Here is a 14,262-nt window from a genome sequence, read left to right as displayed (position 1 = left end):
CGCCTGCGCCCGCGTGCAGCCCGGATTTGCCTGGCACACCCCAGGCAAACGTTTGCAACACCGTGTAACCGCCGAAAGCCCGGCCCACGAAGCCGGGTGATAACTAGAAAAACCGTAAGGGAGCTTCAATCTTGAGACGATCCAAAATCACCGCGCTGGCCTTGTCTATCAGCGCCTTCTCCACCCTGGCCAACGCCGAACCGGTCAGCCAGGACTTCTTCCCGCTCAGCCTCAAGTCGAGCAGCGAGCAGGCCGAGGCCAGCGGCTTCTTCGACGGCCAGAGCCTGTCGGGCACCACCCGCAACTGGTACGCCCGCGAGCGCGCCACCCGTGCGCCGCTGTTCAAGTACTACAAGAGCGATGGCACCCGCCACGAGACCCACAGTCGCGACAACTGGGTACAGGGCACCATCCTCAACTACAGCTCGGGCTTCACCCAGGGCACCGTCGGCTTCGCCACCGAAGTCGCCGCCTACAACGCCATCGCCCTGGAGCGTGGCCGCGCCGCCGTCGCCGGCCCGAACAACCGCACCCTGACCCACAGCGATGGCGACCCCATCGGCCAGTGGAGCAAGGTAGGCCTGGCCAACGTCAAGGCGCGCATCTCCAACACCACCCTGACCGTCGGCCGTCAGTCGCTGGACACGCCGATGATCGCCTACATCGGCAACCGTGCCCTGCCGTCGAGCTTCCAGGGCGTGGCCCTGCACAGCGCCGAATTCGACAACCTGTCGTTCGACATCGGCACCTTCGACCGCGTCTCGCCGCGTACCGAGCAGAGCCTGAGCAAGTTCCGCAGCGAGTACAGCGCCACGGACGTCGAAACCGACCGTGCCAGCACCGCTGGCGTCAACTACCAGCCGTTCAAGAGCCTGACCACCAGCCTGTACGCCACCAAGGTCGACGACTTCTGGAACCAGTACTACTTCGGCGCCAACCACGTGCTGGGCGACAGCGCGGTGCTGAGCCTGACCACCGGTCTGAACTACTACAAGACCGTGGACGCCGGCAGCAAGAAGATGGGCGAGATCGACAACGACACCTACAGCCTGTCGTTCGGCCTGACCCACCAGGCGCACACGCTGACCGCCTCCTGGCAGCAGGTCAACGGCAACGAATACTTCGACTACCTGCACGAAACCAACGGCATCTACCTGGCCAACTCGCTGCTGTCGGACTTCAACGGCCCGAACGAGAAATCCCTGCAGATCGCCTACGTGCTGAACATGGCGCAATACGGCGTGCCGGGCCTGAAGTTCAACCTCTACAACGCGCGCGGCTGGGGCATCGACGGCACCCACTACCGTGGCAACGCCTACAACGTGCGCGGCATGGACGGCGAAACCCATTACGAGTGGGGCATCGGCACCAGCTACGCCGTGCAGAGCGGCGCGCTGAAAGACACCACCATCCGCGCCACCTACACCGCGCACCGCGCCAGCAAGGCCCAGGCCGACGGCAGCCTGGACGAGCTGCGTATCGTCACCACCATTCCGTTCAACATCCTCTGACCGCTGACGCCATGGCCCGCCTCGCGCGGGCCATGGCGGCTACGCTGGAATCATTCGCAGGGAGGTTCCATGAAATCGCTACCGCTACGCGCTGCCCTGGCAGCGGTCATCCTCGGCGCCGCCAGCAACCTCGCGGCCAAGCCGCTGGTGGTGTGCACCGAAGCCAGCCCGGAAGGTTTCGACATCGTCCAGTACACCACGGCGGTCACCGCCGACGCCTCGGCCGAGACCGTGTTCAACCGCCTGGTCGACTTCAAGCCCGGCACCACCGACATCCAGCCGGCCCTGGCCGAACGCTGGGAGATCAGCGCCGATGGCCTGACCTACACCTTCCACCTGCGTGAAGGCGTCAAGTTCCACACCACCGACTACTTCAAACCGAGCCGCGACTTCAACGCCGACGACGTGCTCTGGAGCCTGAACCGCCAGTTGCTCAAGAGCCACCCCTGGCACGACAAGAGCAGCGTCGGCTACCCCTATTTCGAGAGCATGGCCTTCCAGGACCTGCTCAAGTCGGTGGAAAAGACCGACGACCACACCGTGGTGATCACCCTCACCCGCCCCGAGGCGCCGTTCCTGCGTGACCTGGCCATGGCCTTCACCTCGATCTACTCCGCCGAGTACGCTGACCAGTTGCTCAAGGCCGGCAAGACCGCCGACCTCAACAGCAAGCCGATCGGCACCGGCCCGTTCGTCTTCCAGCGCTACAGCAAGGACGCCCAGGTTCGCTTCAAGCCCAACCCGAGCTACTTCCGTGGCCAGCCGCCGAGCGACGCGCTGATCTTCGTCATCACCCCGGACAACAACGTGCGCCTGCAGAAGCTGCGCGCCAACGAATGTCAGGTGGCCCTGTACCCCAAGCCTGACGACGTGCCGTCGATCAAGGCCGACCCGAAGCTGAAGATCGTCGAGATGGAAGCCCTGGTCACCAGCTACATCGCCATGAACACCCAGCACAAGTACCTCAGCGACGTGCGCGTGCGCCAGGCGATCGACATCGCCTTCGACCGCCAGACCCACGTCGACCAGCTGTTCGGCAAGGGCAATGCGCTGGTCGGCGTCAACCCCTACCCGCCGAGCATGATCGGTTTCAACACCGAGAACCGTAACCCACCGCACGACCTCGACAAGGCCCGCGCCCTGCTCAAGGAAGCCGGCGTGCCGGAAGGCACCAGCCTCACCCTGTTCACCCGCAACGGCGGCGGCCAGACCAACCCCAACCCGCGCATGTCCGCCGAACTGCTGCAACAGGACCTGGCCAAGGTCGGCCTCAAGCTCGACATCCGCGTGATGGAGTGGGCCGAGATGCTGCGCCGCGCCAAGAACGGCGAGGCCGACATGGTCTCGGCGGGCTGGGCCGGCGACAACGGCGACCCGGACAACTTCCTCACCCCGATGCTCAGCTGCGATGCGGCGAAAACCGGCGAGAACTATGCTCGCTGGTGCAATCAAAAGTTCCAGGACCTGATCAACCAGGCCCGGGCCAACAGCGACAACGACCAACGCGCCAAACTCTATAGCGAGGCGCTGGCGGTGTACGATGCGGACAAACCGTGGATCAGCCTGGCACACCCCAAGCTGTTCGCGGCCATGCGCAGCAACGTGGAGGGTTACCAGATCAACCCTCTGACCAATAACAACTTCGCCACTACCCAGGTGAAGTAGAGAAAAACAACGACCGCGCGCCCGAGGGCTACCCGCCCAGGGCCGCGGCACTGCCGTGACCGGCCGATGAGGTACCCCTAACGATGTTGAGTTTTATTGCCCGGCGCCTGGGCCTGCTGATACCGACCTTCTTCGGTATCACCCTGCTGACCTTCGCGCTCATACGCCTGATTCCCGGTGACCCGGTCGAAGTGATGATGGGCGAGCGCAGGGTCGACCCCGAGATGCACGCCCAGGCCATGGAACGCCTCGGTCTCAACAAACCCCTGCCCGTCCAGTACCTGGACTACATTGGCAAGCTCGCCCAAGGCGACCTGGGCGAATCCCTGCGCAGCCGCGAAAGCGTGTGGAAGGAGTTCCTCACCTTGTTCCCGGCAACCCTGGAGCTGTCCCTCGCCGCGCTGCTGTTCGCCGGCGTGGTGGGCTTGCTGGCCGGCGTGATCGCCGCGCTCAAGCGAGGGTCGTTGTTCGACCATGGGGTGATGGGCATTTCACTGGCCGGCTATTCCATGCCGATCTTCTGGTGGGGCCTGATCCTGATCATGTTCTTCTCGGTGGGGCTGGGCTGGACCCCGGTGTCCGGGCCGCTCGACCCGCTCTACGACATCGAGCCCGTCACCGGTTTCCGCTTCATCGACACCCTGCTCAGCGACGAGGAAGGCGCCTTCAAGGACTTCCTGATGCACCTGATCCTACCGGCCATCGTGCTCGGCACCATCCCGCTGGCGGTGATCGCCCGCATGACCCGTTCGTCGATGCTCGAAGTGCTGCGCGAAGACTACATCCGCACCGCCCGCGCCAAAGGCCTGTCGCCAGCCCGCGTGGTGTTCGTGCACGGCCTGCGCAACGCGCTGATCCCGGTGCTGACGGTGTTCGGCCTGCAGGTCGGCACCCTGCTGGCGGGCGCCGTGCTCACCGAGACCATCTTCTCCTGGCCGGGCATCGGCAAGTGGCTGATCGAAGCCATCGGCGCCCGTGACTACCCCGTGGTCCAGAACGGCATCCTGTTGATCGCCTGCCTGGTGATCCTGGTCAACTTCGTGGTGGACATCCTCTACGGCCTGGCCAACCCACGCATCCGTCATCAGCGCTGAGGTCTTTCGCCATGACAAGCCCCGTTTCCAACTCTGTGCCCCAGGCCCCGACGGCCGACCAGAGCCTGCTCTACCCCTCCCCGTACAAGGAATTCTGGCACGCCTTCTCGCGCAACAAGGGCGCGGTGGCCGGCCTGGCCTTCATGTGCCTGGTCGTGTTCTGCGCGCTGTTCGCGCCTTGGGTCACACCGCACAACCCCAGCGAGCAGTACCGTGACTTCCTGCTGACCCCGCCGGTCTGGCTCGAAGGCGGCACCTGGCAGTTCATCCTCGGCACCGACGAGCTGGGCCGCGACCTGCTCTCGCGCTTGATCCAGGGCGCACGCCTGTCGCTGCTGATCGGCCTGTCGTCGGTGGTGATCTCGCTGATCCCAGGCATCCTCCTGGGCCTGCTCGCCGGCTTCTTCCCGCGCCTGCTGGGCCCGTCGATCATGCGCCTGATGGACGTGATGCTGGCCCTGCCCTCGCTGCTGCTGGCCGTGGCCATCGTCGCAATCCTCGGCCCAGGCCTGATCAACACGGTGATCGCCATCGCCGTGGTGTCGCTGCCGTCCTACGTGCGCCTGACCCGCGCCGCAGTGATGGGCGAGCTGAACCGCGACTACGTGACCGCCGCACGCCTGGCCGGCGCCAGCCTGCCACGGCTGATGTTCGTCACCGTGCTGCCCAACTGCATGGCGCCACTGATCGTGCAGGCTACCCTGAGCTTCTCCTCGGCGATCCTCGACGCCGCCGCCCTGGGCTTCCTGGGCCTGGGCGTGCAACCGCCGACGCCGGAATGGGGCACCATGCTGGCCTCGGCCCGCGACTACATCGAACGCGCCTGGTGGGTGGTGAGCCTGCCCGGCCTGACCATCCTGCTCAGTGTGCTGGCGATCAACCTGATGGGCGACGGGCTGCGCGATGCGCTGGACCCGAAACTCAAGAACGCCGCCTGAGGAGAACGCCATGTCACTGTTGCAGATCAACAACCTGAACGTGCGCTTCGGCGACGCCAATGCCGTGCCCGTGGTGGACGGCCTCGACCTGTCGGTGGAAGCCGGCGAGATCCTCGCCATCGTCGGCGAGTCCGGCTCCGGCAAGTCGGTGACCATGATGGCCCTGATGGGCCTGATCGACGCCCCCGGGCGCATCACCGCCGATACCCTGACCTTCGCTGGCACCGACATGCTCAAGCTCAGCGGCCGCCAGCGCCGCAAGGTGGTGGGCAAGGACATCGCCATGGTCTTCCAGGACCCGATGACCGCGCTCAACCCCAGCTACACCGTCGGCTACCAGATCGAGGAAGTGCTGCGCCAGCACCTGGGCCTGAAAGGCAAGGCCGCGCGCCAGCGGGCGCTGGAACTGCTCAAGAAGGTCGAGATCCCGGCCGCCGAAAGCCGCCTGGACGCCTACCCGCACCAACTCTCCGGCGGCATGAGCCAGCGCGTGGCGATTGCCATGGCCATCGCCGGCGAACCCAAGCTGCTGATCGCCGACGAGCCGACCACCGCACTGGACGTGACCATTCAGGCACAGATCATGGAGCTGCTGGTCAACCTGCAGAAAGAGCGCAACATGGCGCTCATCCTGATCACCCACGACCTGGCCGTGGTCGCCGAGACCGCCAAGCGCGTGTGCGTGATGTATGCCGGCCAGGCCGTGGAAGTGGGCCAGGTGCCGGAGCTGTTCGACGTCCCCGCCCACCCGTACAGCGAAGCGCTGCTGGCGGCGATCCCCGAGCACAGCGTCGGCGCCGAGCGCCTGGCGACCCTGCCCGGCATCGTTCCCGGCCGCTACGACCGCCCGCAGGGCTGCCTGCTGTCACCGCGCTGCCCCTATGTGCATGACAACTGCCGCCGCCAGCGCCCGACCCTCGATCCCCAGGCCCACAGCCTGGTGCGTTGCTTCTACCCGTTGAACCAGGAGGTGGCGTGATGACTGTCGTTCTGTCCGCCCATGAACTGACCCGTCACTACGAAGTCTCCCGCGGCCTGTTCAAGGGCCATGCACTGGTACGCGCGCTCAATGGCGTGTCGTTCGAGCTGGAGGCCGGCAAGACCCTGGCCGTGGTTGGCGAGTCCGGCTGCGGCAAGTCGACCCTGGCCCGCGCCCTGACACTGATCGAAGAGCCATCCTCCGGCTCGCTGCAGATCGCCGGCCTCGAGGTCAACGGCGCCGACAAGGCCCAGCGCAAGCAACTGCGCCGCGATGTGCAAATGGTCTTCCAGAGCCCCTATGCCTCGCTGAACCCGCGGCAGAAGATCGGCGACCAGTTGGCCGAACCGCTGTTGATCAACACCTCGCTGAGCAAGGCCGAGCGCCGCGAGAAAGTGCAGAAGATGATGCAGCAGGTCGGCCTGCGCCCGGAGCACTACCAGCGTTACCCGCACATGTTCTCCGGCGGCCAGCGCCAGCGTATCGCCCTGGCGCGGGCGATGATGCTGCAACCGAAGGTGCTGGTGGCCGACGAGCCAACCTCGGCGCTCGACGTGTCGATCCAGGCCCAGGTGCTGAACCTGTTCATGGACCTGCAGAAGGAGTTCAACACCGCCTACGTGTTCATCTCCCACAACCTGGCGGTGGTGCGCCACGTGGCCGACCAGGTGCTGGTGATGTACCTCGGGCGTCCGGCGGAGATGGGGCCGAAGGAGGATATCTACGAGAAGCCCCTGCACCCGTACACCCAGGCGCTGCTGTCGGCGACGCCAGCGATCCACCCGGACCCGCTGAAGCCGAAGATCCGCATCGCCGGTGAGCTGCCCAACCCGCTGAACCCGCCGGACGGCTGCGCCTTCCACAAGCGCTGCCCATATGCCACCGAGCGCTGTGGCAAGGAGATCCCGGCGCTGCGCCAGGTGGGGACACGGCAGGTGGCCTGCCATTACGCCGAGCAGTTCCTCTAATCTGGCCTGGCGCGCCTACCGGGTTGAAAAGCAGCAATACCCGGTGGGCGCGGCTCCTGCGTGATCCGCAATGCGGCCATCGCGGGGCAAGCCGGCTCCCGCACGCCCCCTGTAGCATTCAAAACCAGCGGGGCGCGTGTGGGAGCGGCCTTGTGCCGCGATCCCGGGCGCAGCCCGGGCCAGGCTGTCAATGCATGAAGAACCAGATCAGGATGATCACGGGAATCGGCACACCAATCATCCACAACAGTAGCGAGCGCATGATGCATCTCCTCGTTCGATGTCTGAACAGGTAAGTGCACCGTCCATGCCACATGTCACAGAATATTAAGTCCATATAAAACAATAAGTTAGCCAATAACCCGTCCCCTCCGCTCGTGCAAAATGCCGGATCGGTTTTTCGCCGCAGGGTGTTCTGCAATGTCCTGGCCTTGTCACGCCGCGACCGGCCAAGGCACTATCTGCCCATGATCCCAACCACCCTCCCCGACGGCCCCGAGCAGACCCCGCTCACCGCCGCCACCGTCATGCGCTACCACCTGTGCTGGAAGCATCGCGACCTGGACGGGGTCATGGCGCTGTACCACCCCGACGTCCAATACCACGACTTTTTCCAGAACCGCGTGCTCGGCTACCGCGAGCTGCACGACTACGTGCGCGTGTGCCTGCCCCATGAAGCGGGCGAAGACATCGTCCACGGCGACCGCATCCGCGTGGACGGCTGCACAGCGTTCATCCAGTACCAGGTCACGGTGCAGGGTGGCGAAGGCCTGGTGGCGTTCCAGTCCAGCGAGGCGATCACGGTCAAGGACGGCTTGATCTGGCGGGTCAACGAGTACGCCACCCTGGTGCGCCAGGGCAGCGCCAGCGCCAGCAGCGGCGGCCCGCGCCCGGCCACCAGCCGCCTGGGCCTGTCGCCGCGTCAGCTGAGCACCATGGCACAGGACCTGGAACACTACTTCCAGCGCCAGCGCCCCTACCTCGACCCCGAACTGGACCTGCAACGGGTGGCCAAGGAAAGCGGCTACAGCCGCAACCAGATCTCCTACCTGCTCAACCAGGTGCTCGGCCAGAGCTTCTACCGCTACGTCAACCAGGCGCGCTTGCAGCACCTGCTGGCCGGCCTGGAAAGCCGCCCCGCCAGCGCCGCGATCGACGCGCTGGCCTTCGACGCCGGGTTCAACTCGCTGTCGGCGTTCTACAAGTGCTTTCGCGAGCACACCGGGCTCTCGCCCAAGGCCTACGTGAAGCAGATTTCTCTGCGTGCACGCACGTAAGACAACCCGCCCGCCCCGCCACTAGCATCGCTTGCAGACATAGACGGATGTGGGAGCAGTACCCGATGCAAGCCTGGCGCACGATCAGCCTCTGGATGGACCAGCTCGACGAGCCTCTCGACGCCCGCCCGGCGCTCGGGCAGGACCTGGACGTCGACGTGTGCATCATCGGCGCCGGCTACACCGGCCTGTGGACCGCCTACTACCTCAAGCAACAGGCGCCGCGCCTGCGCATCGCCATCCTCGAAGCGCAAACCGCTGGCTTCGGTGCGTCCGGGCGCAATGGCGGCTGGCTGATGGGCAACCTGCTCGGTGAAGACCGCCTGCTCGCCACCCTCTCGCCACAACAGCGCCGCGCCAGCGTCGACCTGCTGCACGGGATCCCCGACGAAGTTCACAGCGTGCTGCAACGCGAAGGCATCGACTGCGACTACCGCAAGGGCGGGGTGATCTACTGCGCCGCACGCTACCCGGAGCAGGAGCGCACGCTGCGCGCCTACCTCGACGATCTCTACCGCCAGGGCATGAACGAAGACGACTACCGCTGGCTCAAGCCCGAGCAACTGGCCGGGCAGCTGCGGGTCAGCAATGCCTATGGCGCGATCTTCAGCCCGCACGTGGCGACCATCCAGCCGGCCAAGCTGGTGCGCGGCCTGGCCCGGGCGGTCGAGGCGCAAGGCGTGACGATCTACGAGAACACCCCGGCCACCGGCTGGCAGAACGGTCAGGTAAGCACGCCCCAGGCCAACGTGCGCTGCCAGTGGGTAGTGCCAGCCGTCGAAGGCTACGCCGCCAGCCTGCCGCCGCTGGGCCGCCACCAACTGCCGGTGCAGAGCTTGCTGGTGGCCACCGAGCCGCTGTCGGCGTCGGCCTGGGAACAGATCGGCCTGGACCAGGGCCAGGCGTTCAGCGAAGGCAGCCGCCAGGTCACCTACGGCCAGCGCACCCGCGACGACCGCCTGGTGTTCGGCGCGCGTGGCGGCTACCGCTTCGGCGGCCGCCTGCGCGAGGACTTCAGCCTCAGCGAGGCCGAGGTCGAACTGCGCCGCTACCTGTTCGGCGAGCTGTTCCCGCACCTGAAGAACGTGCGCATCACCCACTCCTGGGGCGGCAACCTGGGCATGGCCCGACGCTTCCGCCCGCACATGCTCTGCGACCGCCAGCGCGGCATCGCCCTGGCCGGCGGCTACGGCGGCGAAGGCGTCGGTGCCACCAACCTAGGCGGGCGCACCCTGGCCGCGCTGATCCTCGGCCAGCACAACGAATTGACCGCACAGCCCTGGGTGCACGACAACCGCCCGCTATCGAGCCTGGCCAGTTGGCCGCCCGAGCCCTGCCGTTGGCTAGGCTACAACGCGATCATCCAGAGCTTCGTGCACGAGGACCGGACCCTCGCCAACCCGAGCAGCGCACCGTGGCGTCGGCGCATGGCCAGTGGCCTGGCCGACCTCATGGAAAGCTTCATGCACTGATTTTTCCCCACCACCACACGAGATTCAGCGTCATGAGCATTACCCAGTTCAAGCACACCGACAGCGCCACCCTGGAGACCTCGAACCCGGTCGCCGTTCCCCTCGGCGAGCCCATCGCCGTGACCTCGGTCACCTGCGTCGAACGCAGCGACGGCGTGGAAACCGGCATCTGGGAGTGCACCCCCGGCCGCTGGCGGCGGCAGATCGTGCAGCAGGAGTTCTGCCACTTCATCAAGGGCCGCTGCACCTTCACCCCCGACGGTGGCGAGCCCTTGGTCATAGAAGCCGGAGACGCACTGATGCTACCGGCCAACAGCACCGGCATCTGGGACATCCAGGAAACGGTGCGCAAGACCTACGTACTGATTTTCTGATCCGCTGATCGTCTGCCACCTTTCGATAACAACAGACAAAGCAAGGTAAACCGGACATGCGCACTCTCCTCATCGCCCCCCTGATGCTGGCCGCCTGTGTGGCCAACGCCGCCGACTCGGTGAAGATCTACAACTGGTCCAGCTACGTCGCCCCGGACACACTGCAGAACTTCCAGAAAGCCACCGGCATCGTGCCCACCTACGACGTCTACGACAGCAACGAAACCCTCGACGGCAAGTTGATGACCGGCAACTCCGGCTACGACGTGGTGTTCCCTTCCAACCACTTCATGGCCCGGCAGATCCAGGGCAAGGCCCTGAAGAAGCTCGACAAGAGCCAACTGACCAACTGGCAGAACCTCAACCCGGTGCTGCTCAAGGCGCTGGAAACCAACGACCCGGGCAACCAGTACGGCTTCCCCTACCTGTGGGGCAGTACCGGCATCGGCTACAACATCGATAAGGTCAAGGCGGTGCTCGGCGACAACGCGCCGGTGGACTCCTGGGACCTGCTCTTCAAGCCCGAGAACATCAGCAAGCTCAAGAGCTGCGGCGTCGCGGTGCTGGACAACGGCCCGGAACTGCTGCCGATCGCCTTGAACTACCTCGGCTTGCCGCACCACAGCCAGAACCCCGAGGACTATGAAAAGGCCAAGGCCCTGCTGATGAAGGCACGCCCTTACATCGAGTACTTCCACTCGTCCAAGTACATCGGCGACCTGGCCAACGGCAACGTCTGCGTCGTGGTGGGCTTCTCCGGCGACATCCTGCAGGCCAAGAGCAATGCCGATGCCGCGAAGAACGGAGTGAAGGTGGGCTACTCGATTCCGAAGGAAGGCGCGCCAATGTGGTTCGACATGGTCGCCATGCCGGCCGATGCGCCGGACGAGAAGGCCGGCTACGCCTACATGAACTACCTGCTGCAGCCTGAGGTGATGGCCAACATCAGTAATTCGGTGCAATACGCCAACGGCAACACCAAGGCGGACTCACTGGTGGACCCGGCGCTGAAGAACAACACCATGGTGTATCCGACCCAGGAGATGATGGGCAAGCTGTTCGCCCTGGAGGCGATGCCGGCGAAGATCGACCGCATTCGCACGCGGATCTGGACCAGCATCAAGGCCGGGAACTAAAACACCGGCACCGCCAGAAAACGCCTCCCCCTGCAGGAGCGGGCTTGCCCCGTTCCTGCAGGGGGAGGCGCAAGGCGGTCAGTGGTGCTCGCGCGTCGCGCGGAACTTGATGTCCGGCCAGCGCTCTTCCATCAGCGACAGGTTGACCCGGGTCGGCGCCAGGTAGGTCAGGTGACCACCGCCGTCGATGGCCAGGTTCTCCATCGCCTTGTTCTGGAATTCTTCCAGCTTCTTCTTGTCGTCACACGCGATCCAGCGCGCCGACCACACGGTGATCGGCTCGTAGGCGCACTCGACCTTGTACTCTTCCTTCAAGCGGCTGGCGACCACGTCGAACTGCAGCACACCGACCGCGCCGAGAATGATGTCGTTGCTGCGCTCGGGGAAGAACACCTGGGTCGCGCCTTCCTCGGCCAGCTGTTGCAGCCCCTGGCGCAGTTGCTTGGATTTCAGCGGGTCTTTCAGGCGCACGCGGCGGAACAGCTCCGGGGCGAAGTGCGGAATGCCCGTGAAGCCCAGCACCTCACCCTCGCTGAAGGTGTCGCCGATCTGGATGGTGCCGTGGTTGTGCAGGCCGATGATGTCGCCGGCGTAGGCCTCTTCCAGTTGCTCGCGTTCGGAGGAGAAGAAGGTCAGCGCATCGCCGATGCGCAGGTCCTTGCCCAGGCGCACGTGGCGCATCTTCATGCCTTTCTCGTACCTGCCCGAGCAGATGCGCATGAAGGCGATGCGGTCGCGGTGTTTCGGGTCCATGTTCGCCTGGATCTTGAACACGAAGCCGCTGAACTTCTCTTCGGTCGGCTCCACGGTGCGCTCGCGAGCCACACGCGCCAGCGGACGCGGCGCCCAGTCGACCACCGCGTCGAGCACGTGGTCGACACCAAAGTTGCCAAGCGCGGTGCCGAAGAACACCGGGGTCAGTTGGCCATTGATGAACTCGTCCTGATCGAACTCATGGCAGGCGCCCTGCACCAGCTCCAGTTGCTCGAGGAAGCTGTCGTACTGGTCGCCCAGGTGCGCGCGGGCTTCGTCGGAGTCGAGCTTTTCAATGATCTTCGCTTCGGTGCGCTCGTGGCCGTGGCCCGGGGTATAGACCACGATATAGTCGCCCGCCAGGTGGTAGACCCCCTTGAAGTCGCGGTAGCAACCGATCGGCCAGGTGATCGGTGCGGCCTTGATCTTCAGCACCGCCTCGATTTCGTCGAGCAGCTCGATCGGGTCGCGGATGTCGCGGTCGAGCTTGTTGATGAAGCTGACGATCGGCGTGTCGCGCAGGCGGCACACGTCCATCAGGGCGATGGTCCGCGGCTCTACGCCTTTACCGCCGTCGAGCACCATCAGCGCCGAGTCCACCGCGGTCAGGGTGCGGTAGGTGTCTTCGGAGAAGTCTTCGTGGCCAGGGGTGTCGAGCAGGTTGACCATGTGCTCGCGGTAGGGGAACTGCATCACCGAGGTGGTGATGGAGATGCCGCGTTGCTTTTCCATTTCCATCCAGTCGGAAGTCGCATGGCGGTCGGACTTGCGCGACTTCACGGTACCGGCGACGGCGATCGCCTTGCCCATCAGCAGGAGCTTCTCGGTGATGGTGGTCTTACCGGCGTCGGGGTGGGAAATGATTGCGAACGTGCGGCGCTTCGCCACTTCGGCGGCCTGGTTGGTCATGGGGAAATCGCCTGGCTGGAGATCAAAAAAGGGGCAGTATCATACCTGAAGTCGGGCGCCAGACCAAAATGCCCGCCGACGAGCAAAGTTCTCTGGCGCTCAATGACAGGTTGAACGGCGGAGCCCGCGACAAACCCGGCACCGATGCCCTCACGGCAGTTATTTCAACGCCTGCGGCGCTTCGGGACATTGTTTTTACGTGCCGTTCAAGGCCATTGCCAGTGATTAACACTGGCCAAATGCCGTCAACGATGGGAACCTTTCCACCCTTGGAGACGTCCACTCCCCTGTAACCCGTTTTGGTTCAGGGTTGGTTCCACCAGCAATTTCGAGCCCGACGGGGTTCGGCTCATGGCGTGAGCGCACTGCCCCGCAGGCGCCACGCTGCTACTCGCGACCACATCGCCCGCCGCCAGGAATGGTGGCCGCCACGGGCATGTGCTCGCCGACTACACAAGGAGTCCGCCTGTGGCTAAACGCTACGCAAAGGGACTGATGGGATGGGCCGCCGTGCTCGTCATCCTGGCCCTGCTGGTCCACTGGATCGGCATCGACACGATCGCCCGCTACCGCGACGATCTTGGGTTCTACCTGCAAGCGCACCTGGTCCTGGTGCTGGCTTCGATGGCGGCGGCCCTGGCCGTGGGCATCCCCGCTGGCATTGTGCTCAGTCGACCGCACCGGGTCGACAAAGCCGAGCGCTTCATGCAGTTCTTCAACGTTGGCAACACCATCCCCCCACTGGCCGTTCTGGCCATTGCCCTGAGTATTCTGGGCATCGGCGCCGGGCCCGCGATCTTCGCGTTGTTCCTCGCCTCGCTCCTGCCCATCGTGCGCAACACCTACGAAGGGCTGAAGAACGTTCCCGCCTCGCTCAAGGAAGCCGCCACCGGCATCGGCATGACCCCGCGCCAGCAACTGTGGCAAGTCGAATTGCCCAATGCCGTGCCGATCATCGTCGGCGGTGTGCGCGTGGCCCTGGCATTGAACGTGGGCACCGCGCCACTGGCGTTCCTGATCGGCGCCAACAGCCTGGGCAGCCTGATCTTCCCCGGCATCGCCCTGAACAACCAACCGCAGTTGCTGCTCGGCGCGGCCTGCACCGCGCTGCTGGCCCTGGCGCTGGATGCGTTGGTGAGTTTCTCCAGCAAGCGCTGGCTGGAACGCGGCCTGGCCCAATAAGCAG

The 14,262-nt window shown here is 65.1% G+C and carries 12 protein-coding genes; 11 read left to right on the top strand and 1 reads right to left on the bottom strand.

What is annotated here, in order from left to right; translation table 11 throughout:
- Positions 1 to 131 precede the first annotated feature (131 nt).
- From P0Y43_RS06120 to P0Y43_RS06075, 10 genes are all read left to right on the top strand, one after another.
- Positions 132 to 1,511, top strand: coding sequence for an OprD family porin (locus P0Y43_RS06120; protein ID WP_275636400.1), 1,380 nt, complete (start codon positions 132 to 134; stop codon positions 1,509 to 1,511).
- Positions 1,512 to 1,580: 69 nt separating this feature from the next.
- The gene (locus tag P0Y43_RS06115) at positions 1,581 to 3,176 is read left to right on the top strand and encodes an ABC transporter substrate-binding protein (protein WP_275636399.1); all 1,596 of its coding nucleotides are present in this window, start codon (positions 1,581 to 1,583) and stop codon (positions 3,174 to 3,176) included.
- 83 nt (positions 3,177 to 3,259) lie between these two features.
- A complete protein-coding gene (locus P0Y43_RS06110) occupies positions 3,260 to 4,270 on the top strand; it encodes an ABC transporter permease subunit (protein WP_275636398.1) in 1,011 nt (336 codons plus the stop codon).
- 11 nt (positions 4,271 to 4,281) lie between these two features.
- Positions 4,282 to 5,208 carry an ABC transporter permease subunit gene (locus P0Y43_RS06105; RefSeq protein ID WP_275636397.1) on the top strand — a complete coding sequence of 309 codons (927 nt, stop codon included), beginning with the start codon at positions 4,282 to 4,284 and terminating at the stop codon, positions 5,206 to 5,208.
- Positions 5,209 to 5,218: 10 nt separating this feature from the next.
- Entirely contained in the window at positions 5,219 to 6,187 is a 969-nt protein-coding gene (locus P0Y43_RS06100; protein ID WP_275636396.1) for an ABC transporter ATP-binding protein, read from the top strand.
- The gene (locus tag P0Y43_RS06095) at positions 6,187 to 7,155 is read left to right on the top strand and encodes a peptide ABC transporter ATP-binding protein (protein ID WP_275636395.1); all 969 of its coding nucleotides are present in this window, start codon (positions 6,187 to 6,189) and stop codon (positions 7,153 to 7,155) included. The genes P0Y43_RS06100 and P0Y43_RS06095 overlap by 1 nt, the downstream gene beginning before the upstream one ends.
- Before the next feature lie 467 nt (positions 7,156 to 7,622).
- Complete coding sequence (locus P0Y43_RS06090; RefSeq protein WP_275636394.1) at positions 7,623 to 8,432, top strand: helix-turn-helix domain-containing protein; 810 nt, start codon at positions 7,623 to 7,625, stop codon at positions 8,430 to 8,432.
- Positions 8,433 to 8,497: 65 nt separating this feature from the next.
- Entirely contained in the window at positions 8,498 to 9,904 is a 1,407-nt protein-coding gene (locus P0Y43_RS06085) for an NAD(P)/FAD-dependent oxidoreductase (RefSeq protein ID WP_275636393.1), read from the top strand.
- A gap of 32 nt (positions 9,905 to 9,936) precedes the next feature.
- Complete coding sequence (locus P0Y43_RS06080; RefSeq protein ID WP_275636392.1) at positions 9,937 to 10,278, top strand: cupin domain-containing protein; 342 nt, start codon at positions 9,937 to 9,939, stop codon at positions 10,276 to 10,278.
- 56 nt (positions 10,279 to 10,334) lie between these two features.
- A complete protein-coding gene (locus tag P0Y43_RS06075; RefSeq protein WP_275636391.1) occupies positions 10,335 to 11,414 on the top strand; it encodes a polyamine ABC transporter substrate-binding protein in 1,080 nt (359 codons plus the stop codon).
- 78 nt (positions 11,415 to 11,492) lie between these two features.
- On the opposite strand, the gene P0Y43_RS06070 is transcribed toward P0Y43_RS06075, so the two are convergent.
- The gene (locus P0Y43_RS06070; protein WP_275636390.1) at positions 11,493 to 13,076 is read right to left on the bottom strand and encodes a peptide chain release factor 3; all 1,584 of its coding nucleotides are present in this window, start codon (positions 13,074 to 13,076) and stop codon (positions 11,493 to 11,495) included.
- Positions 13,077 to 13,571: 495 nt separating this feature from the next.
- Here P0Y43_RS06070 and P0Y43_RS06065 point away from each other — a divergent pair, with 495 nt between their 5' ends.
- A complete protein-coding gene (locus tag P0Y43_RS06065) occupies positions 13,572 to 14,258 on the top strand; it encodes an ABC transporter permease (protein WP_275636709.1) in 687 nt (228 codons plus the stop codon).
- Positions 14,259 to 14,262 lie beyond the last annotated feature (4 nt).

Source organism: Pseudomonas entomophila, assembly GCF_029193575.1.
Lineage (GTDB): Bacteria > Pseudomonadota > Gammaproteobacteria > Pseudomonadales > Pseudomonadaceae > Aquipseudomonas > Aquipseudomonas entomophila_G.
The sequence above is the reverse complement of the archived record's forward strand: the minus strand, read 5'-3'. Positions and strand labels throughout refer to the sequence as shown.

Bases quoted from the DNA above. Each gene is read 5' to 3' on its own strand.
- P0Y43_RS06095 (WP_275636395.1), top strand. From the start codon at position 6,187: ATGACTGTCGTTCTGTCCGCCCATGAACTGACCCGTCACTACGAAGTC.
- P0Y43_RS06065 (WP_275636709.1), top strand. From the start codon at position 13,572: ATGGGATGGGCCGCCGTGCTCGTCATCCTGGCCCTGCTGGTCCACTGG.
- P0Y43_RS06090 (WP_275636394.1), top strand. From the start codon at position 7,623: ATGATCCCAACCACCCTCCCCGACGGCCCCGAGCAGACCCCGCTCACC.
- P0Y43_RS06070 (WP_275636390.1), bottom strand. From the start codon at position 13,076: ATGACCAACCAGGCCGCCGAAGTGGCGAAGCGCCGCACGTTCGCAATC.
- P0Y43_RS06110 (WP_275636398.1), top strand. From the start codon at position 3,260: ATGTTGAGTTTTATTGCCCGGCGCCTGGGCCTGCTGATACCGACCTTC.
- P0Y43_RS06085 (WP_275636393.1), top strand. From the start codon at position 8,498: ATGCAAGCCTGGCGCACGATCAGCCTCTGGATGGACCAGCTCGACGAG.
- P0Y43_RS06080 (WP_275636392.1), top strand. From the start codon at position 9,937: ATGAGCATTACCCAGTTCAAGCACACCGACAGCGCCACCCTGGAGACC.
- P0Y43_RS06100 (WP_275636396.1), top strand. From the start codon at position 5,219: ATGTCACTGTTGCAGATCAACAACCTGAACGTGCGCTTCGGCGACGCC.
- P0Y43_RS06115 (WP_275636399.1), top strand. From the start codon at position 1,581: ATGAAATCGCTACCGCTACGCGCTGCCCTGGCAGCGGTCATCCTCGGC.
- P0Y43_RS06105 (WP_275636397.1), top strand. From the start codon at position 4,282: ATGACAAGCCCCGTTTCCAACTCTGTGCCCCAGGCCCCGACGGCCGAC.
- P0Y43_RS06075 (WP_275636391.1), top strand. From the start codon at position 10,335: ATGCGCACTCTCCTCATCGCCCCCCTGATGCTGGCCGCCTGTGTGGCC.